The organism is Arthrobacter sp. RT-1 (genome assembly GCF_003367205.1).
Lineage (GTDB): Bacteria > Actinomycetota > Actinomycetes > Actinomycetales > Micrococcaceae > Arthrobacter.
In genome coordinates, this window is the sequence record NZ_QRGQ01000009.1 from 67,796 (window position 1) to 89,096 (window position 21,301).

The following is a 21,301-nucleotide window of genomic DNA, read 5'->3' on the forward strand; positions in this document are numbered from 1 at the left end:
TTGATGCCGCTCGGTCCCGCGGTGATGAACGGTCCCGCGGCCAGGTTATGGCCGACTCCCTGGTCGAACGCGTCACCGGGACCCCCGGCGGGATCACCGGGATCGACATTCAGCTGGTCGTGACAGACCGCACCCTCTTCCAGGGCGACAGCGAACCCGCCCGACTCACCGGCTACGGCACTGTCCCCGCACAATGGGCGCGCGAGACCATCCTGAACAGGACAACCAGCCCCGGTTCCGCGGGGATGGCCGCCCCGGACGCTAGTGCTGGTTCTGGCTCCGGTTCCGGTTCCGGTTCTGGTTCTGGTTCTGGTTCTGGCTCCGGTTCTGGTTCTGGCCCTTATGTTGGTTCTCCCGATCAGCATGAATTGTCCGTCTGGCTCCGCCGGCTCTACACCGCCCCCGGCACCGGCGAGCTGGTCGCGATGGACTCAAAAGCCAGGTTCTTCCCGCCCGGGCTCCGCCGGTTCCTCCAAGTACGCGACGACACCTGCCGGACCCCCTACTGCGACGCGCCCATCCGGCATGACGATCACATCATCCCTTGGCACAACGACGGACCAACCAGCAGCACCAACGGCCAAGGGCTCTGCGAAGCCTGCAACCACACCAAGGAAAACCCCGGCTGGACCGCCAAACCCATCCCCGGAACCCGCCACACCGTCGAAACCCGAACCCCAACAGGCCACACCTACTACTCCACCGCGCCCCCACTTCCCGGGACGCCGCTTATTGGCGCGCCCGTCAAGGATTCAACTCCAATACCGCTAACCAATGGGGGACGTGGAGTCGATCCAGCAGCAAGGGAATGTGCGGAGCACGCCAGCCAGCAGAAACCAGGCGTCATTGTGTTGGGCCGCGTCATGCAACACCATCCCCCGGTTTCGCGTAAAAAGGTGCGTCCAAGAAGCTCCCCTTGAACAGCTCCGTTTGAGCAGCTCCATGTATGTGGCTCCGGCTTAAACAGCTCCGCCCCGGAAGGAACCGCAAGGTTCCCGCCGGGACGGTGCTGCCACCCGCCGTCGGACGTTAGGGGGCGGAGGAGGCGTCCACCCGATCTGTCCGGAGCCGTGTTGGCGGTGTGAAAACTAGCTGCTGATGGCTGACTTCATCTCGTCGTGCGCCTTCTTGCCGGCTTCCTCCGTGGACAGCCGTTCGAAGAGCACCTCGGAGGTGTAGCGCTTGATGATCTCCTGGATGGAACCGGCGCCCTTCGGCGGCGGAGCCGGAGCCTCGCCAAGCTCGTCCTTGATCTGGTCGATGAACTTGACCACCTTGACGTCTGCCGGTGTCAGCTTGGATTCGATGGCTGCCCGGACCTCGGAGTTCGGGTAGACGCCACGGTCAGCAAGGAGCGTTTCGCCGGCCTTGACGTTGTTGGCCAGGAAGTTGATGAACTTGGCAGTTTCCTCAGGGTGCTTGGTGCGCGAGGAGGCTGACCAGAACTGCGAGGCCTTGTACCAAAGCCCGGCGTCAGCGGCAGACCCTGTCTTGGTGGGGAACCGCAGGATCTTCAGGTCGCTGCCGGAAGCCTTTTCCAGCGCAGGAGCCTGGTTGGACCACCAGAACGCCATGCCGTTCTTGCCGGTGGCGAGGCCACTCTGGTCCAGCGGGGCAGCCTCGGCTTCAACAACCTCGGATGCCGTGGGAACAGCCTTGTTCTCGCTGAGCTGCTTCAGGAACGCCCACCATTCGGCGATGTCACTGGGTTCGAAACCCAGCTTGCCGTCGGACGTGTACAGGGACTTGCCGTTCTGGCGGAGCCAAACGCCGAGTGAAGCCTCATCGGTTCCGTAGGCGGCGGCGCCGTAAGTGCCCTTGGGGGACTTTTCCGTGATTTCGGAGGCGATCCGCTCGAAGTCATCCCAGGTCCACTTGGAGTCATCCGGCAGCGGGACGCCGGCTGCCTCGAAGACGGCCGGGTTGGCCAGGATGGTGGCGGCGTTGATGCCTGCGGCGATGCCGGTCAGCCCGTCCTCGCTCTTGCCTGCATTCAGCGCGGCTTCATCGAGCTTGGACGTGTCGATCTCGTATTTGGAGAGGTCCAACAGGGCGCCGCGGCTTGAGTATTCGGTGATGTACTTTTCGTCCATCTGGATGATGTCCGGGGCGTCGTTGGCGGCAACCTGGGTGGCGAGCTTGTCCCAGTAACCGCTCCAGTCGCCGAACTCCGGCTTGATCTTGATGTTGGGGTTCTCGGCCTCGAACTGCTTGATGGCCTCCTGGGTCAGCTGGGCGCGCTTGTCGCCGCCCCACCAGGAGAACCGTAGTTCCACAGTGCCGTCGGCGTTTTGCGGGGCGGCAACCCCGCCGCAGGCACTAAGGGCCATAACGACGGCGGCTGCAGCGGCAACCACGCCTGTCTTACGGATGCGGCGGGCGGCGCCACGGGATGGAGTCTCTGCCGATTGCTTTGCAGCAGACGCAGAACGGGGGAAAAGCGGCACTGGGTACTCCGATCTTCTTTGATCTAGGTGCTGGGGATGGTTTGCTTCGGATGCTGGTGTTGCAGGGTTTCACTATTCATTGATGCTGGGGCAGTTAGCGGGAAAACGCTTTCTGCAGCTAATGCTACAAGTGAAAAACTTGTATTACAAGGAGTTGGAGAGGGCAAATTTACGGGTGGTTTCGTTCCGGCAGCCCAACGGCCCGTCGCGAGGACGGGCCGTCGGGTTGCGCTGCTGGTGCTCCGGAAAGCCGCCTAATCGCGGCGCCCGGCAGGTCCTGCAAAGTGCAGGTTATTTGATGCCGGTGGTGGCGATGCCCTTGATGAGGAACCGCTGGCCAAAGAGGAAGACGAGGAAGACCGGCAGCAGGGACACGATGGACATCGCGAACAGCGATCCCCAGCTGGTGGCGGACTGCGAGTCCACGAAGGCGCGCAGTGCCACGGGGACGGTGAACATGTCCGGGTCCGTCAGGTAGATCAGGGCGCCGAAGAAGTCGTTCCAGGTCCAGATGAAGGTGAAGATGGTGGTGGTGGCCAGCGCGGGGACCATCAGCGGCAGGATGACCCTCAGGAAGATGCGCGGGTGGCCGGCGCCGTCGATCCGGGCCGCTTCATCCAGTTCACGCGGGATGCCGCGGATGAACTGGACCATCAGGAAGACGAAGAACGCTTCGGTGGCCAGCAGTTTGGGCACGATCAGCGGCCAGAAGGTGTTCACCCAGCCGATCTGCGAGAACAGGATGTACTGCGGAACGATGACTACGTGGAACGGCAGCATGATGGTCAGCAGCATGATGCCGAAGAACAGCTTCTTGCCGGTGAACTGCAGCCGGGCGAAGGCGTAGGCGGCCATGGAGCAGGAGATCAGGTTGCCCAGGATCGAGCCGATCACCACGATGGCGGAGTTGATCATGTAGTGCCCGAACGGGTGGGTCAGGGCGGACCAGCCGTCCGTGTAGTTGCTCATCTCCAGGCTGTCGAGCCAGAGGCCGGGTTCGCGGAAGATCAGTTCGTTTGCCCGCAGCGAGGAGACGATCATCCACAGCAGTGGGTAGATCATCAGGCCGCCGGCAAGGATCAGGATGGCGTGCTTCATCAGGGCTTTACCGCGCTGGGCCCTGCTGAAGGCGAGGGTGCCGCGGGACTCGCGGACCTTGGGCTTGCGGTGGTTCGTAGGCTTGCCCGGCCCTGACTTCTTGTCCGGGGTGGGCAGCGTCTCCAGCTTAGTCGTCATAGAAAACCCAATACTTAGAAGCGATGAAGTTGATGGCGGTGAAGACACCGATGATGACCAGCAGGAACCACGCCATGGCGGAGGCGTAGCCCATGTCGAACTGGCCGAACCCCTTTTGGTAGAGGTACAGGGTGAAGAACATCGTGGAGTCGGACGGACCGCCGTTGCCTCCGGAGACGATGAACGCCTGGGTGAACGACTGGAACGAACCGATGATCTGCAGCACCAGGTTGAAGAAGAGGATGGGGCTCAGCATCGGCATGGTGATCCGCCAGAACTGCTGCAGCGTGGTGGCGCCGTCAACCTTTGCGGCCTCGTAGTACATGACCGGAATCTGCCGCAGGCCGGCCAGGAAGATGATCATGGGGGCGCCGAAGGTCCACACGTGCAGCAGGATGATCGATCCGAGCGCGGTGCTGGGATCGGAGATCCAGCCCGGACCCTGGATGCCGAACATCGCCAGGACCTGGTTGACCAGGCCGGTGGTGCCGAAGATCTGCTTCCACAGGATGGCAACGGCCACCGAACCGCCCAGCAGGGACGGCAAGTAAAACACGGAGCGGTAGAACGGCAGTCCGCGCAGGCCTTTATCCAGGACCAGGGCGATCAGCAGTGCCACGGCCAGCTGCAGCGGAACGCCGACCAGGACGTAGGTGAACGTTACGCCGAGCGAGTTGTGCAGCCGGGCATCGGTCAGCATGCGGGTGAAGTTGTCCAGGCCCACCCATTCCGGGGGCTGGAGCAGGTTGTAGTCCGTGAAGGACAGGTACAGGGACATGATCATGGGCCCGATGGTGATGGCCACAAGGCCCACCAGCCACGGCAGAAGGAAGATATAGGCGGCCTTGTTATCCCGGCCGTTCGCCTTCTTTTCCTCGGCGGAGAGTTTGCCCTTGCGGCGGGAAATCGAGCTGAGCTCGCTGATGGCGCTCACCGCAGTTGCCCCGTCCCGTTCAGGCCCGCTGCTGCCGGCGCATGCGCCGGGCGCGGTGTCCTGGGTATGTGTTTTGCGGCCATGTTGTCTCCTTTGGTCATCGTGGCCTCCACGTTCTTGGTTATCGCCGGGGCGATGTGTTCGAGCACCTTGCGGCTCCGGGGTCCCGCCGCAACAGCGTCAGGAGTGCGTGGTCCGGATGCCGCCGGTGGTGTTGGTGAAAAAGCGGCTCCGTACCAAAGTAAACGGTTTCTTGACTCCTGTATAGCCCTTTGTTAGTTTTTGAGAAAACGCTTTCTTGTTACGCGCATCACCCAACACTAGATCACACAACCTGAGGGGCAGGACAATGCGGTTTCGTCTCAAAAAGTCAGTAATGGGGGTGGCCGGCGCAACAGCGGCGATGGCCCTGGTTCTCACCGGATGCGGCAGCAGCCCGGAGACCGGAAAGGTGGGGACTGTCGAAGATCCTGTTACCATCCGGTTTGCCTGGTGGGGCAACGATTCCCGCGCCAAAACCACCCTGGAGGTCATCAAGGACTTCGAGGCCGCGAACCCCACCATCAAGGTCCAGGGCGAAAACACCGAGTTCAGCTCCTACTGGGACAAGATGGCCACCCAGATCGCCGGCGGCACCACGCCGGATGTCTTCGCCATGAGCGGCGCCTACCCCAGCGAATATGCCACCCGCGGCGTCCTGCTGGACCTGGACAAGGTCAAGGACCAGATCGACACCTCCAAGTTTGCCGAAGGGACGGTGGACCTCGGCAAAATCGACGGCAAGCAGTACACCATCACGGCCGGCGTTAATGCCATGTCCATGGTGATTGACCCGAAAGTCTTCGAGGCTGCCGGAGTGGAGCTGCCCGACGACGAGACCTGGACCTGGGACGACTACGCGGACATCGCCGCCGAGATTACCCGGAAGTCTCCTGCGGGAACATTCGGAACCACCCCGATGACCAACGACTCGTTTCTGGCGGTGTGGGCCCGCCAGCACGGCGAGGACCTGTACACGGACGACGGCAAGAAGCTGGGCATCAGCGAGGACACCGCCACAAAGTGGTTCGAGATGAACAAGAAGCTGATGGACACCGGCGGCGCACCCTCGGCCTCCCAGACTGTTGAGGACAACTCAGCCCAGCCGGAGCTGACGCTGATGGGCCAGGGCAAGCAGGGCATGAAGATCTCCTGGAGCAACCAGATGAACTCCTACTCGGGTTCACCCCTGGTCATGATGAAACTGCCGAACGAGAGCAAGCAGCCCGGCACGTGGCTGCGGTCCTCCATGGAATACGCCATCTCCTCCAAGTCGGCGCACCCCAAGGAAGCAGCCATGTTCATCAACTACCTGGTGAACAACGTGGACGCGGCCACCAAGATCAAGAGCGACCGCGGCATGCCTGCCAACACCGATCTCAAGGCCGCCATCACACCCCTGCTAAAGGAATCCCAGCAGAAGGAAGCGGAATACCTGGACCGCGTCGCTGAGATGAAGATCGAACCGCCGCTGCCCTTCCCCGCCGGGTCGTCGGCCACCATGGAGGTCATCAACCGGCTCACCACGGACGTCCTGTTTGGAAAGACATCACCGCGCGACGCCGCCAAGAGCTTCATCCAAGAAGTCAACTCGAACCTGGGCTGATCCCCGTACGGCGGATCAGAGCAGGCAGGCAGCAGCCGGACGCCCATCAAGCAGCTTCAACCAATCACAACCAGAGGAGGCAGGCCAGTGAGTGCCACTACCCGCCCTGCACGGCCCAGTGCCATTGCCGGTTACGAGGACTGGCCTGCCTACGTCCGCCAACCCCCGCGCTACCGTGCCGCCACCCCCGGGGCCCAGGAACTCTCGGACGCGTTGGGCGTGCCCGCCGTGTCCCGCCTTCCGGAGGTGACAATCCAGTGGGAAGAAACGTACGACGGCGTCACCACCTCCCAGCTCAGCTGGCAGTTGGGCTTCGGGCCGGCAACCACCGCCTGGCTGGTCAGGCCTGCGGACTCCGCAGGCCCGCTGCCCGGAGTCCTCGCGCTGCACTGCCACGGCGGGAACAAGTTTGGCGGTGCGGACCGGCTGGTGGAGCTTCCAACGAACCATCCCTCTGCCGAGGCCGCCCGCGCCGGCCATTATGACGGACACGCCCTCGCCACCGAGACTGCCCGCAGGGGCTTTGCCGTCCTGGCCCATGACAGCTTCGCCTGGGGCAGCCGCCGCTTCGACCTCTCCAGTCCCCCGTGGCGGACTGCCTCCGCGCTGGAGGCGCGGCGGGCGCAGTGGCGGGAGGACGGCGTCGTGCCTTCCGAGGCGGACGACTACAACGCCGCGGCCGCGTTCCACGAAGACACTGTTGCCAAAACAGCCGGGCTTCTGGGCACCAGCCTGGCCGGTATGGTGGCCCACGACGACCTCGCCGCGCTGGACATCCTGGCCGGACTGCCAGGAGTGGACGCAGACCGCCTGGGCTGCGTCGGCTTCTCCGGCGGCGGGGGCCGGTCGCTTGCCCTGGCCGTGCTCAGCCCAAAGATCCGGGCATCGGTGGTGACGTGCATGATGACCACGTTCCAGTCGCTCCTGCCCGCGTACCTGGACGCCCACTCATGGCTGCTCCAAACGCCCGGGCTGTGGAAACTGGGCGACTGGCCTGAACTGACTGCCCGGTCAGATGCCGACTTCCTGGTGCAATACGCGCTGGCCGATGAGCTGTTCCCGGAGCACGGGATGCGGCAGGCCCACCGGGTGCTGGAAACGCTGCACCGCGACGGGAAGTACACCGGGACCTTCTGGCCCGGCGGCCACGTCTTCACCACGGCAATGCAGGACGAAGCCATCGATTTCCTGGCCGGCGCCCTGCACCTCAAGACTCCATCCACTACAGCCCTTTAGCCTCAAGGACCCTTTGATGACTCAGCAATCCGCCACCGCGGAACACGGCAGCAGCCCCCGCCACGCCGCGCCTTTACCCGCCGCCGTGCCGCGCATCGCCCTGGTGGGCGTCCACGGCTTCGGCGAACGGCACCTGGCCAACCTCGCCCGGCTGGAGGAGGCCGGCGCCGTCGAACTGGTCGCCGTCGCTGACCCCAACCCTCCAGAGCCGGGCAAACTCGCGGAATCTGTTGCCGTCTTCCCCGACCTGGACGGGCTGCTCGCAGCCCAGCCGGGAGCCGACGTCGTCATCCTCGCCACCCCTATCCAGACGCACGCGCCGCTGGCCGTCGCAGCCCTCCGGGCAGGCATGGACGTCTACGTTGAAAAGCCCCCGGTAGCGTCGCTGGCCCAGTTCAACGAGGTCCTGGCAGCCGCCGAGGCAGCAGGCAAACTGGTCCAGGTAGGCTTCCAAAGCCTGGGGTCCCACGCCCTGCCCGCCATCCGGGACCTCGTTGAGACAGGCGGCATCGGGGATGTCCTGGGCCTGAGCGCCAAGGGCCAGTGGGTGCGGAACAAGGCATACTTCAAACGCTCGCGCTGGGCCGGGAAGCGCAGCCTGGACGGCATCGACGTTGTGGACGGCGTGGCCACCAACGCACTGGCGCACGCAGTCGCCACGGCCCTGCACATGGCCGGGGCACACACGCTTTCGGACGTCGCATCCGTGGACACGGACCTTTACCGCGCCCACGAAACCGAGAGTGACGACACCTCGGTGATCCGGGTGCGCACCGCCCACGGCACCACCCTTCTCTGCGGCCTGACCCTCTGTGCTCCGGAACAGCTGGATCCCTCGGTCACCGTGCACGGCACCCGGGGCGAGATCACCCTGTTCTACACAAAGGACGAGGTGGTCATCACCACCCCGGACGGCGAGCGCCGGGAAAGCTTCGGCCGGACGGACCTGCTCGAAAACCTCCTGGAGGCCCGCGCCACGGGTGCTCGACTTCTGTGCTCGCTGCCGGACACCGGCGCCTTCACCACGGTGCTGGAAGCCATCCGCACCGCCCCGGCGCCGCAGGCCATCGGTCAGGACCACATCAGCTGGGAGGGCGACGGTGACGACGCCCATCCCGTGGTCCCCGGCATCGCAAACCTGATTGACCGCGCTGCCAAGGCGCAGGCAACCTTCGCTGAGCTTGGATTCCTATGGGCACGCGCCCTTCCGGCGGTCCGCTCGCTGACCGTGGACGGGCGTGCGGTGGCGGATTACCAGGACGGCAGCCGCATTCGTGCCGTTTCCTCGCCGCGGCCCTACCTGCACCCCGTCCGCACGCTGGCCGGCACCGTGGTGACCGACCACCAGCCGTTTGACCATGTGTGGCACCTGGGCGCGGGCGTGGCGCTGCAGGACGTGGACGGCATCAACTTCTGGGGCGGCAGGACTTATACGCGCGACGCCGGGCAGTACGTCTGGCGGCGCGACCACGGCAGCATCTCCGTCACCGAAACTGTCCTGGATCAGACCGCCGCCGTGTCCGGCGGCTCCGCCGGCAGGCTGCAGGAGACGCTCAGCTGGAACGGACCCGACGGCAAGCCCGTCCTCGCGGAAGACCGATCCTGGCGCTGGCAGGGCATCAGCCCAAGGGTGTGGGCCCTGTCCCTCGAGTTCGCCCTCTCCCCCGCCGGCACCAACCCGGTCAGTCTGGGCAGCCCCGGCTCCAATGGCCGCCATGAGGGCGGCTACGGCGGCTTTTTCTGGCGGCTGCCGGAGTGCCGCAGCGCTGCTGTGTGGACCCCCGCCGGCACCGGTGAACCGGGGGTGCACGGCAGCGTGGCGCGCTGGCTCGCCTGGACCGGAAAGTTCGGCCCGGGAACGGCCGACGGCGAGGCCACCCTGGTTTTCGTCGCTCCCCGCGGTTCCACGGACCCCTGGTTCGTCCGCCTGGAAGGGTATCCCGGCGTGGGCCAGTCGCTCGCCTGGGACACTCCCGTCATCGCCGAACCCGGCAACCCGGTCCGGCGCAAAATTTTCGTCTTTATTGCCGACGGCATCCTGAACACCACCGACATCGAAGCTTTAATCAACCAACAGGGGGACCTCTCATGACCCAGACAACAGCCGCCGCTCCGCCGGCCCTCCGCGTATCACCGGCATCAGCGGCGGACCGGGAGGTCAAGCGCCGCCGGGTCCTGGACATCCTTGACGCCGCCGGCCGGGACTCGCTGCTCCTGACAACGCACACGGCACTGACCTGGTACCTGGACGGCAGCCGGGTCCACATCAGCCTCGCCGGCGATCCCATCGCCGCGGTGCTGGTGGACCGCGGCGGCGACCACCTGGTGACCTTCAACAACGAAGCCGGCCGTATCGCCGCCGAGGAGCTCCCGGCCGGGGTCTCCCTGCACACCGTTCCCTGGTACGGAAACCTGCACGAGGCTGCCGCCGCCGTCGGCTCTTCCCCTGCCGGAGCCCAGGCTCCGCTGGTGGAAGCGGACGTCGCGTCCGAGCTGCGCGCCGCCCGCCAGCAGCTGCTTCCCGCCGAAAGCGCCCGCTACGCCCTCCTCAGCGCCGAGTTGGCAGCCATCATGACCGATGTGCTGTCCACCGCACGGCCGGACACCACGGAATTTGAGCTGGTGTCCGCCCTGGCCGAACGCGTGGTGGCGGCAGGAGCGGAACCCCTGGTCCTGCTGTGCAACGGCAGTTCCCGCAACACGTTCCGCCACCCGCTGGCCACCCATTCCCCCCTTGGCCGCCGCGCGATGGCCGTGGTCTGCGCGCGCCGGGACGGCTTAGTTGCCAACATCACCCGCTGGGTGCGGTTCGACGCCGGCACTTTGGAGGAGCGGGACGCGGAGGCCCGGATCGCCGCAGTGGAGGCGGACATCTTCGACGCCACGGTCCCGGGCGCGCGGCTGGACCGTATCTTCTCCGAAATTCAGGCATCGTACGTCCGTCACGGCTTCGGCGCCGACCAGTGGGAACAGCACCACCAGGGCGGTCCCGCCGGGTATGCGGGCCGGGACCCGCGCGTTACCTCCGCCGTGGCGGACACGGTTGTCCTGGGCCAGACCTTCACCTGGAACCCTTCGGGTCCCGCAGTCAAGATCGAGGACACCGTGCAGCTGACGGAGTCCGGCCTGCAGGTCCTCACGGTGGACCCCCGCTGGCCGGTGGCCATCGTGAACGGGCTGCAGCGCCCCGTCACGCTGCAGCTGTAACCCTCTCTCACGTGATGCCGGTTTCTCGCCGATCCTCTCTCACGTGTCGCTCCGGCCGGGGCGGCACGTGAGGGGGCGTCGGGCTGGACGTACGACGGCGTCACGTCTGGCAGCCTTTTGGCCCACCACAGGCGCCGCTCCCCCGCCAAACCGGGCGCCGTCGTTGTGCGCTTGCCAAAAGCCGGCGCTGCGTGACGCCCGCCGGCCGAGCAGCACTCCGGACGTCCTGCCGCTTAAACTGAAACGCGCTATCACTCTCCTAAAGAAAGTGATAGAGCGTTTGAGTTTAAGCGGCACTGAGTGCGAGAGCGCTACAGCTACGGCAGCACGAGTTCACCGTCCACACGACGCGGGATGCGCAGCGGGTTGGCCTCGTGCAGCGCCGGGTGCAGCACCGTTTCCGGCGCGTCCTGGTAGGCGACCGGCCGCTGGAACCTGCGCACCGCCGTCGCGCCCACCGAGGTGAAGAGGGACGTGGTGGCCGGGTACGGGCCGCCGTGCTGCTGGGCCCAGTTGACGGCGACGCCGGTGGGCCAGCCGTCGAACAGGACCCGGCCGGCCAGCCCGGAGAGCTGCTCCACGAGCGCTGTGACGTCCTCGCCGGGCTGGGCGTGGAGGGTGGCTGTCAGGCTGCCCGGCACCTTGGCCAGCACGGCCGACAGTTCGGCCTGGTCCGCGTATTCGATCAGCACGGTGGTGGGTCCGAAGCACTCTTCGAGCAGTTGCCCCGGGTTCTCCAGCACCTTCGCGGCGGAGATGGAGAAGACCACCGGCGCTGCACCGTTGGCTGCGGCATCCTGGTCCACGCTGCCGCTGACCACGTCCACCCCGGGCACCGACGCAAAGCTGCGGAGCCCATCCGGGTATGCCTCGGCGATCCTGCTGGTGAGCATGCCGACGGCGGGCTTGTCCTTGCTGGCCTCCGCCACTTCCGCGGCAAAGGAGGTTCCTGCCGGAATGAAGACCAAACCCGGCTTGGTGCAGAACTGCCCCGCACCAAGCGTGAACGAGCCTGCCAGGCCCGCCGAGAGCTGGCCGCTGCGTTCTGCCAGTGCTGCAGCGGTGATGACCACTGGATTGAGGCTGCCCAGTTCCCCGTAGAACGGGATGGGGTCGGGCCGGGAGGTTGCGAGGTCGAACAAGGCACGCCCCCCGGGGATGGAGCCGGTGAACCCCACTGCCTTGATGGCCGGGTCCTGGACCAGGGCGGTGCCCACCTCACGGCCGCTGACCAGCGCGAACAGGCCTTCCGGTGCTCCCGCGGCGCCGAGGGCATCAGCCACGATTTCCGCTGTCCGCTCGGACAGGCGCAGGTGGCCGGAGTGGGCCTTGACGATGACGGAGCAGCCCACGGCGAGGGCCGAGGCGGTGTCACCTCCGGCCACCGAGAAGGCAAACGGGAAGTTGGAGGCGGAAAAGACTGCCACCGGACCGATCGGCCGCAGGATGCGGCGGAGGTCGGGCTTGGGCGGGGTGGAGGCCGGGTCCGCGTGGTCGATGATGGCCTCGAGGTAGGAGCCTTCGGTGATCACGCGGGCGAAGAGGCGCAGCTGGCCGGAGGTCCGGGCCACTTCGCCGGTCAGCCGCGGGGCGCCAAGGCTGGTCTCCGAATCCGCAATGTCCACCAGTTCGGCAGCGTTGGCATCCAGCGCGTCAGCTACTGCCGTGAGCCAGGCAGCGCGTTCGGCATCGGGTGCGGCGGCGGAAATCGTGGCTGCCTGGGTGGCGGCGGCGGTGAGTTCGGACAGGGAAAGCGTTGCAGTTGTCACTCAGGTACCTGTTCTTCGTCTGTAGTTTAAAGTTCGTCCCGGAACCGGAAGCCGAGGCCCGGCTGGCCGGCCAGGGTTACCCGGCTGTCGCTGAAGCGCACGGGAGAGGGCCCGTCCAGGATGCCGAGCTGTTCGAAGGATGCTTCTTCCACGTCCTCCACGAGTGTGGGCTCCGCCAGGGTGAGCGCCAGCTGTCCGGAAAGTTCCGGCAGCAGGTGGGGCATCACCCGGATGCTGTTGGTCCGGGCCAGCTCGACGATCCGCCGGAACGGGGTAATCCCGCCCACCCGGATGATGTTGGGCTGGATGATGTCCACCGCCTCGGCGTCGATGAAATCGCGGAAGCGGTAGATGGTGTGCAGGTTTTCGCCGAGCGCGATGGGCACAGGTGAATGCTTGCGGAGCCTGCGGTATGCCCACAGGTCGTCGGCGCGGATGGGTTCCTCCAGCCACTCCAGCCCGAAGCCGGACAGGACATCCAGGGCGCGGAGGGTGGTAGGGAGGTCCCAGCGCTGGTTGGCGTCGATCATCAGCTTCCGGTCGGGCCCCAGAACGGAGCGGACTGCGGCCACCCGTTCAGCGTCCTCCCGGATATCGGGCTTGCCCACCTTGATCTTTACCGCCTGGTGCCCGGCCGCAACCCACCGCTCAACCTGGGCAACGAGCTCTTCAAGGGTGTAGTGCAGGTTCACCCCGGACCCGTACACCTCCGCCGATTCCTGCCGCTGGCCCAGGAGCCCGGCCACGGATGTCTGGGAACGGCGGGCCTGCAGGTCCCACAGGGCAAGGTCGACGCCGGCCATGGCGATGGTGGTCAGTCCCCCGCCGCCGGCCTCGTGCAGGCGTTTCCACAGCGCGTCCCAGACGGTCTCCGGATTGGCCGGCAGCCCGGTGACAAAAGGGGCGATGTCGTAGTCCAGCAGCGCCTTGACGGCCTGCGGGCCGATGGTGGGCGTCCATGTAAAACCGTGCCCCGCGCCGCCGTCGTCCGTGTGGATTTCGGTGACGATCACGTGGTTCTCGGGTGCCTCGACGCCCCAGCTTCGGCGCAGCGGGACGGTGATGAGCCGGGAGGTCAGGCCCGTGATGCGGGGAACGGTGCGGACGGCTTCGGCCGCCGGGGCGCTCATCAGCGGCCGGCCAGCTCGTAGCCCTTGGCGAGGATGGACTTCAGCTGCACCAGCTGCTCCTCTGTGGGGTCCACCAGCGGCGGGCGCACGGAGCCTACCGGCAGCCCGCCCAGGCGCAGGCCTGCCTTGATCAGCGAAACGCCGAAGCCCGGGGTCTGGTCGCGGAGGCGGACCAGGGGCGCGTAGAAGCCTTCGAGCAGGGCGTTGCGGCGCTCCTCGTCGCCGGCCATGTAGGCGTCGTAGTAGGCCTTGGCGATCTCCGGGGCCATGGCGAAGGCGGCCGAGGAGTAGAGCGGGATGCCGAGGCCGCGGTAGGCGCCCTGCGTCAGTTCCGCGGTGAGCAGTCCGTTGAAGAAGGCGAAGTCCTCCCGGTCGGTGGCCTTGACGGCGGACACAATCTCCTGGGCAAGGCCCACGTCCCCCAGCCCGTCCTTGAAGCCGACCACCTTCGGGTTGGCCGCCAGGCGGGCCATGGAAGCGGCCGTGAACTTGGCGTTGCCGCGGTGGTAGACGATCACCGGCAGGCTGCTGGCGGCAGCGACTGCTTCGATGTAGGCCACCAGTCCGTCCGTGGGCCCGGTGACCAGGTACGGCGGCAGGACCAGGAGGGCGTCCGCGCCGGCTTCTTCCGCGGCGCGGGCGGCTGCAAGGGCGTGGCCAAGCGGACCACCGGCGCCGGCTACTACCGGGACTTTTCCTGCCACAACCTCGACGGCGGCCGTCACCACCGTGCGGACCTCCTCGATGCTGAGGGCGTGGAATTCGCCGGTTCCGCAGGCGGGGAACACACCGCCGGGCCCGAACGGGAGCCGGGAGCTGATGTGTTCCTTCAGCAGCTCTACATCAACGGCACCTTCGGCCGTGAACGGAGTGACAGGAAAGAACAGTACGCCGTCGAATTTCATGATGTCTCCTTGGTTCCGCTGCCGGCACTGACCAGCGCGGAGGTCTCGTCGTTGAGGGTGGGATGGGACTTGAGTTCCGTGCGCCAGCTGCGCGTGGGCTGCCAGCCCAGGAGTTCCTGGGCTTTAGCGATGGAGAAGGCGGGGCTGGTGCCGGTCAGCCCGGCACTGAGGGCTTCACTTCCGGGCAGGAACCTGGGCATCAGTTCGGCGAGGGATGCCGTGGCGAGGGCGTCGGCCGCGCCCACGAAGAAGGTTTCCCCGTTGGGAATGGAGTCCATCTTCTGCAGCAGCAGGATCAGGAAATCCGCCACGTCCCGGGCATCCACGTAGTTGAACAAGGCCGGGGCGGACAGCGCCGGATCGGCCAGCCGCTCGGCAAGGGTGTGGCCCTGCTGCGTCGGTGCGCCGTCCCACTCCTCCGGCGAGATCACGAAGCAGGGGCGGAAGGCGGCATAACGGATCTTCTCCCCCTGCGCGGCAGCGAACATCTGCACGGTCTGCTCGGCGATGAGCTTGGACAGGGCGTAGGCATTCCACGGCCGCGGCGTGGTCCGCTCGTCAAGCGGGAACGCGGCCGGCAGCCACCCGGCGGGCGAACCGTAGCCGAGGACCGTGGGGCTGCTGGCCGTCACGATCTTCGGCACTCCCAGTTCCGTCGCGGCGCTGACCACGGCGAAGGCGAGCCGGGTGTTGGTGGCGAAGATGACGTCCTCGGGCGCGCTGAACGGAACCGCGATCGCCGCAAGGTGGATGACGGCGTCGGGCCTGGTCTCGCGAAGGAGGCGCAGCGCCTCCCCCGGAGCAAGGAGGTCTGCCGTTTCCTGCACGACGCCGGCTGGCAGCTGATCGGCCGGCACGGCGTCCCGGTCCACCGAGATGACGTGGTGGCCGGCTTCTGCAAGCCCCGCCACCACACTGCGTCCCAGCCGGCCGGAGCCGCCGGTGACAAAAATCCTGCTCATATTGGTTCCTTTAGGTTTTCAGGCCGCGGACTAGGCGCCGCGTCGGAGGTCGACGCCGAGGTCCAGGTCCTCGATGCGGACGGGCAGGGACGATTCAAGCGAGCGGTTCCCGGCGATGCCCACGGAGACGGAGCGCAGTCCGTCCAGGTAACCGGACGGTCGGCCCAGGGGGTCTTCCCCCGGTCCGTTGAAAAGGTCCGAGAGGAGGAGCTCGTCCCCGCCGCCGTGGCCTCCTTCGCCGTTGACGATCGGCACCTCGTAGGCAGCTTCCCAGTGGCGCTGGACCACGAGGCGTTCACCGTTGCGGCGGATGGCGTCGTCTTCCTCGACGGGGGTAGCACTCGGGTCCACCACGGTCTTTTTGTCCGTGCTGCTGGTGACGGCGGCCCGTTCCACCACTTCGAGTTCGGCGCGGCCTTCGGTGCCGTTGACCGCCACGCGGTAGCCCTCCCAGGGGCTGTGTGCGTTCAGTGAGTAGCTCAGGCGCGGCCCGCCCTGGTATTCCACAACCAGCGCGAGGTTGTCCTCGATGGTGATGCCGCCGGTGAAGACGTCCTGGTCGCGGCGGTATCCGTCGTAGTGCTCGTTGTCCAGGAAGAGGGCCTTGAGCCGCTCGTCCTCGCGGAGGTCCAGCGTGAACGGGTCCTTCTCTGCCGTGGCCGGGGCGTCGGCGCTGGGGGTGCCGCGTTCGGGACGGGGGCCCAGGCCGCGTTCTGCCGCATTCTTGTCGCCATAGAACTTCAAGCCGCCGGAGGCAAAGACGCGCTCGGGGACGTCATCGATCCACCAGTTGACCAGGTCGAAGTGGTGGGATGCCTTGTGGATCAGCAGGCCGCCGGAGTTCTTCTTATCGCGGTGCCAGCGGCGGAAGTAGTCAGCCCCGTGGACGGTATCCAGGACCCAGCTGAAGTCGATGGAGGTAACCTTGCCGATCACACCGCTCTGGATGATTTCCTTGAGGGCGCTGTTCCGCGGCGAGTAGCGGTAGTTGAACGTGACCACCACGTTGCGGCCCGTCTCGTGCACGGCCTGGGTGATGCGCCGGCAGCCCTCGGCGTCGATGGTGAGCGGCTTTTCCACCACAACGTCGGCCCCTGCACGGAGCGCTTCAACAATGTAGTCGGCGTGGGTGTAGTCCGGCGTAGTCACCACTACGCGGTCGATGTTGTTGGCCTGGATGAAGGCGGTGAGATCTGCGGGATCGAACGAAGCAACAGGCCCCGGCGCACCCAGTTCCTGGATGAGCTTCTGGTAGAACTCCACGCGCCCGGGATTCACGTCGGAGAAGGCCACCAGCTCTGCGGTGTGGGCATAGTTGCCGAAGATTGCCCGGATGTACATTTCCGAGCGGCCCCCGGTGCCGATCAAGGCAATGCGGGCTTTACCGCCGGCTGCGGCAGCAGCGCCCACAGTTGCGGCGGTGTCCGGAGCAGCTGTTGCCGCCCCTGCAGCAGAACTGGATTCGGCTGTGTTGACCATGAGGGGTCCCTTTCGAAAGCTGATACCCGGCCGCCCGGCGGCCTCTGACGTTCGACAATCGGTGCAGTGCTGCACCTTGCCCAAGAAAGCGTTTTCTCAGGTCGCTATAAGATTTGTACCAAGGGGAATGTGCATCCGTCAACCATTATCAGCGTTGGGAGAAAACGGTTTCCAGTCCGGCTGCGGCTCCGGCTCCGCCGAATGGACAAAAAGTTGCTGGAAAACTTGGGAAAATGAGAGAAATCGCTTTCCCGCAGCGGTATATGCTGTGTTGGACACGCCGTCGGGCAAAGGCGGCAGGAGCCTGCCATCGGGCAGCAGTACGCGCAGGGACACCGTCCGCTGCGCCAAGGAAGGGACCAGCATGGTCAGGAAATCGGCAACCGGCCGGATTGGCATCGCGGATGTCGCCATCAAGGCAGGGGTTTCGCACGCCACGGTTTCCCGCGTAATGAACGGCAACTTCACAGTGGACCCGGACATCGCAGCCCGCGTCCGGGCAGCGGCGGCGGAACTGAAGTACCAGCCCAATCCTGTCGGGCGCAGCCTGGCCCTGGGTAAGACCGACACCATCGGAATCGTTGTGCCGGACCTGGCCAACCCCACCTTCCAGGCGATTCTTCGCGGCCTGAGCCGCGCCGCCGCGCAGGACAGCTACCGGGTTCTGATCGCCGATTCCTTCGAGGTTTCCAGCGAGGAGGCCATCCTCGCCGGCGAGGCCCGCCGTCGCTGTGACGGCCTCGTCCTCTGCGCACCCCGCATGAGCGACGCCGAACTGGAGGAGATCGCACCCTCGCTGCACCCCCTGGTGCTGATCAACAGGACCACCGCAGCCGCCGGCGTACCCAGCCTGGTGGTGGACTACGGCCAGGGCGTGCAGGACATCGCGGAGCACTTGGTGGACCTCGGACACACCCGCCTGGCATTCCTTGCCGGTCCGCCCCGCAGCGCCTCGAACGGACTCCGGCTCCAGGGACTGGAGTCCTTCAAGGCAGCCCATCCCCAGGTGGAGGTGACCATGCTTGAAGGCGGATCCGACTTCGACACCGGACACGGGGCAGTGGACGCGGTACTGGAGAGCGGCGCCACGGGAATCCTGGCCTTTAACGACCTGGTGGCCATGGGCCTGATGAGCGGGCTGCATGAACGCGGCCTGGACGTGCCGGGAGACATCTCCGTCACCGGCTTCGACGATATTCCGTTCGCCAAATACACGACGCCGGCCCTCACCACGGCGGCGGTGCCCATCACGGAACTGGGCGAGCAGGCATGGCAGCAGCTGCGGGCGCTCATCCGCAAGGAGGAGAACGAGGCTCCGGGGAGCCGGTACCAGCCCAGGCTCGAAGTGCGTTCAAGCACCGGCCCGGCCAAGGCCCCCCGCACGGCAGTCCACGGCTGACGGGCCGGCGGACGCGGGCCCGCGCTACGGCCGGGCCGGTTCCGTTCCGGCGGAAGCCAGCCCGGCCTCTTTGTAGTACCCCTCAATGTGGGCGGCCACCAGACTGGCCGCCTGCCCGCCGTCGTCGTTCCTGATGGCCGCCAGGATGTCCTGGTGCTCGGCCCGCAGCCGCGATGCCGTGGCCTCCCAGTCAGGCAGTCCGGACGTCAGCTCCGCCGCATATCCCTGAATGGACTCGCGGAGCGATCCCATCATCGCGCTCACAACGGCGTTGCCCGCGGCGTCGGCCAGCGCCAGGTGGAAACGGACGTCCAGTGCCAGGAAGTCGCTGACCGCGAGGTCTTCTGCGGCCATCGCTTCAAGAAGCGCCGAGGCCTCCTCCAGTTCCGGTGCATCCGGACCGGCTTTCGCCACGGCCCACGACTCCAACAGCACGCGGGTTTCCACGATGTCCGCCACCGGCAGGTGCTGGGTGGCCACGTGCAGCCGGAGGGCGGAGCCAAGCGCGGCCGTCGGATCCGAAATGACAACGGTTCCCGCTTCCGGGCCCGACCCTACGCCGGCCCGGACCACACCCATGGCCTCAAGGATGCGGATCGCCTCCCGGACCGAGGTCCGCGACACCTTCAGCTGTTCCGCCAGGGTGCGCTCGGCCGGAAGCCGGCCGCCCACGGTCAGCCGGCCGCCGGAAAGCTCGTTCTCGATCCAGGACAGGACAAGCTGGTGGGTGCGCATACGTAAATAGTAGTTGATGTGGTTGGACCACATGGCCTAGAGTGTGGTTAGACCACAGAAGGTTCCGGACACGGACCCGCCTGCCCAATGGAGGACGCCATGACCCACACCATCCAGCCCAACAACCCGGAAACGACCCCCGCGCCGGATGCCACCGACATTCCCGCCGCGCCGGCACCCGCTAAAGCACCGGCGCCGTCCGCTGTTCCGGCGGCACTGAAGCGGCGCATCCCCAAGTACTCGGACCTGGCCCCCCTGATGCAGTTCAAGAAGCCTGAGTTCAGCAAGGAGGCCCGGCTCAAGCGCGCCAGCACCATTTGGGAACTCCGGGACATCGCCAAGCGCCGCACCCCCCAGGCCCCGTTCGACTACACGGACGGCGCAGCTGAAGAGGAAATCACCCTCGGCCGAGCACGCCAGGCGTTCCTGGACATCGAGTTCCGGCCCGGCATCCTGCGGAACGTCTCCACGATCGACCTGGGCACCGAAATCCTGGGCAAGCCCTCCCGCCTTCCCGTGGGCATCGCCCCCACCGGTTTCACCCGGATGATGCAGTCCGAGGGCGAGTACGCCGGTTCCCAGGCGGCCGAAGCTGCGGGCATCCCCTACACCCTCTCCACCATGGGCACCGCTTCCATCGAGGACGTCGCCGCCGCCGCCCCGAACGGCCGCAACTGGTTCCAGCTGTACCTCTGGACAGACCGCGACCGCTCGCTGGAACTGATTGAGCGCGCCGCCAGGGCCGGGAACGACACATTGATGGTCACCGTGGACACCGCCGTCGCCGGCGCCCGCCTCCGCGACGTCCGCAATGGCATGACCATCCCGCCGGCACTGACAGTCAAGACCGTGCTGGACGCTTCCTACCGCCCGGCCTGGTGGTTCAACTTCCTCACGCACGAGCCGCTGACATTCGCCTCGCTGTCCCGCTACACCGGCACCGTGGCGGACCTCATCAACTCGATGTTCGACCCCACCCTCACCTTCGAGGACCTCGACTGGCTGCGCGAAACCTGGAAGGGCAAGCTGGTGGTCAAGGGCATCCAGACCGTGGAGGACGCCCGCCGGGTGGTTGACCACGGCGCCGACGGTGTGGTGCTGTCCAACCACGGCGGACGCCAGCTGGACCGGGCTCCCATTCCGTTCCACCTGCTCCCCGAGGTCAAGCAGGCTTTCACGGCGGACAACACCGACGCCGCGATCATGCTGGACACCGGCATCATGAGCGGCGCTGACATCGTGGCAGCCCTGGCCCTCGGTGCGGACTTCACCCTGATCGGCCGCGCCTACCTGTACGGACTGATGGCCGGCGGCCGCGCCGGTGTGGACCGCACCCTCCAGATCCTAGAGAAGGACATGGCCCGCACCATGGCGCTCCTCGGCGTCAGCAACATCTCGGAGCTCACCCCGGACCACGTCCGCCTGCTGAACAGGTAGGTCCTGCCCCAACTGAGTAGCGTCAAGTGTCGTTTTGAGGGGTCAAAACGACACTTGACGCTACTTACTTGGGCTAAGGGGCTACTTTTTGCGGCCGAACTTCGGCAAGTTGGCCAGCAGGTCGGCCGCGCGGGTCGCCGCACGGCCCACCGTGCGGCCGATTTGCTGCGGAACGCTGTCATCGCTCAGCGACTGTGTGGTGCCGCCGGGAATAACGACGGCGGGGCTCAGTTCGGCACCGTCCGGTGCCAGGACGCCTTCCGAGACGGCCTCGGCAGCCACCGCCTCGGGCGTCTCGCCGGCAGCGCCCCGGGGGGTGGCGGAGTCCCCGGCGGCGCGGCCTGCGGGACGGAGCGGAGCAGCAGCGGGAGCCGACGAGCCGACGTCGAACGTTTCCAGCCAGCTGGCGATCCCTTCCAGCGGCTTGCGGTTCAGCGCGTAGTAGCGCTTCTGTCCCTGCGCCCGCATGCTGACCAGCTGCGCCTCGCGCAGGACCTTGAGGTGCTTGGAAATGGTGGGCTGGCTTGCTGCCAGTTCTTCCACGAGTTCCCCCACGGCCTTGTCTCCGGAGCGGAGGGAGACCAAGATGTCCCGCCGGGTTGATTCCGCAATGACGGCAAATACGTCGTCTGTCACCATGCCTCCCACCCTAACGACATATACGCCGAAAGGCATCAACTATTTCGTCAGCCAACTGGCTATTGCTGCCCATGCGGCGCAGGTGTTACAACGGTTGAACTGTGCCCCGGCCGGCCCGGCCGCCGCCACCTGAGACAAGGG

Annotated in this window: 17 protein-coding genes; 7 read left to right on the forward strand and 10 right to left on the reverse strand. The window is 66.3% G+C overall.

The genetic code is table 11. The features are described from left to right. The coding region (locus DXK94_RS21645) for an HNH endonuclease (RefSeq protein ID WP_258868509.1) at positions 1 to 920 on the forward strand (920 nt) is incomplete at its 5' end. 168 nt (positions 921 to 1,088) lie between these two features. Here DXK94_RS21645 and DXK94_RS09780 read toward each other — a convergent pair. The 3 genes from DXK94_RS09780 to DXK94_RS09790 all read right to left on the reverse strand — a co-directional run bounded on the left by DXK94_RS09780 (position 1,089) and on the right by DXK94_RS09790 (position 4,617). After that, entirely contained in the window at positions 1,089 to 2,447 is a 1,359-nt protein-coding gene (locus tag DXK94_RS09780) for an ABC transporter substrate-binding protein (RefSeq protein ID WP_115524816.1), read from the reverse strand. A gap of 291 nt (positions 2,448 to 2,738) precedes the next feature. Continuing rightward, the gene (locus DXK94_RS09785; protein WP_115524817.1) at positions 2,739 to 3,683 is read right to left on the reverse strand and encodes a carbohydrate ABC transporter permease; all 945 of its coding nucleotides are present in this window, start codon (positions 3,681 to 3,683) and stop codon (positions 2,739 to 2,741) included. Then, entirely contained in the window at positions 3,673 to 4,617 is a 945-nt protein-coding gene (locus DXK94_RS09790) for a carbohydrate ABC transporter permease (protein WP_079597532.1), read from the reverse strand. The genes DXK94_RS09785 and DXK94_RS09790 overlap by 11 nt, the downstream gene beginning before the upstream one ends. 376 nt (positions 4,618 to 4,993) lie before the next feature. Here DXK94_RS09790 and DXK94_RS09795 point away from each other — a divergent pair, with 376 nt between their 5' ends. The 4 genes from DXK94_RS09795 (at position 4,994) to DXK94_RS09810 (ending at position 10,705) form a co-directional block, all read left to right on the forward strand. Further along, entirely contained in the window at positions 4,994 to 6,262 is a 1,269-nt protein-coding gene (locus tag DXK94_RS09795; RefSeq protein ID WP_115524818.1) for an ABC transporter substrate-binding protein, read from the forward strand. 87 nt (positions 6,263 to 6,349) lie between these two features. After that, positions 6,350 to 7,498, forward strand: coding sequence for an acetylxylan esterase (locus DXK94_RS09800; RefSeq protein WP_115524819.1), 1,149 nt, complete (start codon positions 6,350 to 6,352; stop codon positions 7,496 to 7,498). Positions 7,499 to 7,514: 16 nt separating this feature from the next. After that, complete coding sequence (locus tag DXK94_RS09805) at positions 7,515 to 9,590, forward strand: DUF6807 family protein (RefSeq protein WP_115524820.1); 2,076 nt, start codon at positions 7,515 to 7,517, stop codon at positions 9,588 to 9,590. After that, positions 9,587 to 10,705 carry a Xaa-Pro peptidase family protein gene (locus DXK94_RS09810; protein ID WP_115524821.1) on the forward strand — a complete coding sequence of 373 codons (1,119 nt, stop codon included), beginning with the start codon at positions 9,587 to 9,589 and terminating at the stop codon, positions 10,703 to 10,705. Before DXK94_RS09805 ends, DXK94_RS09810 begins: the two co-directional genes overlap by 4 nt. A gap of 317 nt (positions 10,706 to 11,022) precedes the next feature. On the opposite strand, the gene DXK94_RS09815 is transcribed toward DXK94_RS09810, so the two are convergent. The 5 genes from DXK94_RS09815 to DXK94_RS09835 are packed head-to-tail and all read right to left on the reverse strand — an operon-like array spanning position 11,023 to position 16,950. Beyond that, positions 11,023 to 12,474, reverse strand: coding sequence for an aldehyde dehydrogenase (NADP(+)) (locus DXK94_RS09815; protein WP_115524822.1), 1,452 nt, complete (start codon positions 12,472 to 12,474; stop codon positions 11,023 to 11,025). Positions 12,475 to 12,500: 26 nt separating this feature from the next. Continuing rightward, positions 12,501 to 13,604, reverse strand: a complete 1,104-nt coding sequence (locus DXK94_RS09820) for a mandelate racemase/muconate lactonizing enzyme family protein (RefSeq protein ID WP_115524823.1) — start codon at positions 13,602 to 13,604, stop codon at positions 12,501 to 12,503. Further along, positions 13,604 to 14,509 (reverse strand): 5-dehydro-4-deoxyglucarate dehydratase, encoded by a 906-nt coding sequence (locus DXK94_RS09825; protein WP_115524824.1) that lies wholly within the window; start codon positions 14,507 to 14,509, stop codon positions 13,604 to 13,606. Before DXK94_RS09825 ends, DXK94_RS09820 begins: the two co-directional genes overlap by 1 nt. After that, entirely contained in the window at positions 14,506 to 15,471 is a 966-nt protein-coding gene (locus DXK94_RS09830; protein ID WP_115524825.1) for an NAD(P)-dependent oxidoreductase, read from the reverse strand. Before DXK94_RS09830 ends, DXK94_RS09825 begins: the two co-directional genes overlap by 4 nt. Before the next feature lie 30 nt (positions 15,472 to 15,501). Continuing rightward, positions 15,502 to 16,950, reverse strand: a complete 1,449-nt coding sequence (locus tag DXK94_RS09835) for a Gfo/Idh/MocA family oxidoreductase (protein ID WP_115524826.1) — start codon at positions 16,948 to 16,950, stop codon at positions 15,502 to 15,504. Positions 16,951 to 17,314: 364 nt separating this feature from the next. Between DXK94_RS09835 and DXK94_RS09840 the strand changes: the two genes are divergently transcribed. After that, on the forward strand, positions 17,315 to 18,349 hold the full coding sequence (locus tag DXK94_RS09840; RefSeq protein ID WP_115524827.1) for a LacI family DNA-binding transcriptional regulator: 1,035 nt from the start codon (positions 17,315 to 17,317) through the stop codon (positions 18,347 to 18,349). A gap of 24 nt (positions 18,350 to 18,373) precedes the next feature. Here the strand turns inward: DXK94_RS09840 and DXK94_RS09845 are convergent, their stop codons facing one another. After that, entirely contained in the window at positions 18,374 to 19,084 is a 711-nt protein-coding gene (locus DXK94_RS09845) for a FadR/GntR family transcriptional regulator (RefSeq protein ID WP_115524878.1), read from the reverse strand. Positions 19,085 to 19,183: 99 nt separating this feature from the next. On the opposite strand from DXK94_RS09845, the gene DXK94_RS09850 reads away from it, so the two are divergent. After that, entirely contained in the window at positions 19,184 to 20,521 is a 1,338-nt protein-coding gene (locus tag DXK94_RS09850) for an alpha-hydroxy acid oxidase (protein ID WP_115524879.1), read from the forward strand. 81 nt (positions 20,522 to 20,602) lie between these two features. Here the strand turns inward: DXK94_RS09850 and DXK94_RS09855 are convergent, their stop codons facing one another. After that, entirely contained in the window at positions 20,603 to 21,160 is a 558-nt protein-coding gene (locus tag DXK94_RS09855) for a helix-turn-helix transcriptional regulator (protein ID WP_115524828.1), read from the reverse strand. Positions 21,161 to 21,301 lie beyond the last annotated feature (141 nt).

Coding starts and splice junctions, on each gene's coding strand:
- DXK94_RS09785 (WP_115524817.1), bottom strand. CDS start 3,683: ATGACGACTAAGCTGGAGACGCTGCCCACCCCGGACAAGAAGTCAGGG.
- DXK94_RS09795 (WP_115524818.1), top strand. CDS start 4,994: ATGGGGGTGGCCGGCGCAACAGCGGCGATGGCCCTGGTTCTCACCGGA.
- DXK94_RS09805 (WP_115524820.1), top strand. CDS start 7,515: ATGACTCAGCAATCCGCCACCGCGGAACACGGCAGCAGCCCCCGCCAC.
- DXK94_RS09810 (WP_115524821.1), top strand. CDS start 9,587: ATGACCCAGACAACAGCCGCCGCTCCGCCGGCCCTCCGCGTATCACCG.
- DXK94_RS09820 (WP_115524823.1), bottom strand. CDS start 13,604: ATGAGCGCCCCGGCGGCCGAAGCCGTCCGCACCGTTCCCCGCATCACG.
- DXK94_RS09825 (WP_115524824.1), bottom strand. CDS start 14,509: ATGAAATTCGACGGCGTACTGTTCTTTCCTGTCACTCCGTTCACGGCC.
- DXK94_RS09830 (WP_115524825.1), bottom strand. CDS start 15,471: ATGAGCAGGATTTTTGTCACCGGCGGCTCCGGCCGGCTGGGACGCAGT.
- DXK94_RS09835 (WP_115524826.1), bottom strand. CDS start 16,950: ATGGTCAACACAGCCGAATCCAGTTCTGCTGCAGGGGCGGCAACAGCT.
- DXK94_RS09840 (WP_115524827.1), top strand. CDS start 17,315: ATGGTCAGGAAATCGGCAACCGGCCGGATTGGCATCGCGGATGTCGCC.
- DXK94_RS09845 (WP_115524878.1), bottom strand. CDS start 19,084: ATGCGCACCCACCAGCTTGTCCTGTCCTGGATCGAGAACGAGCTTTCC.
- DXK94_RS09850 (WP_115524879.1), top strand. CDS start 19,184: ATGACCCACACCATCCAGCCCAACAACCCGGAAACGACCCCCGCGCCG.
- DXK94_RS09855 (WP_115524828.1), bottom strand. CDS start 21,160: ATGGTGACAGACGACGTATTTGCCGTCATTGCGGAATCAACCCGGCGG.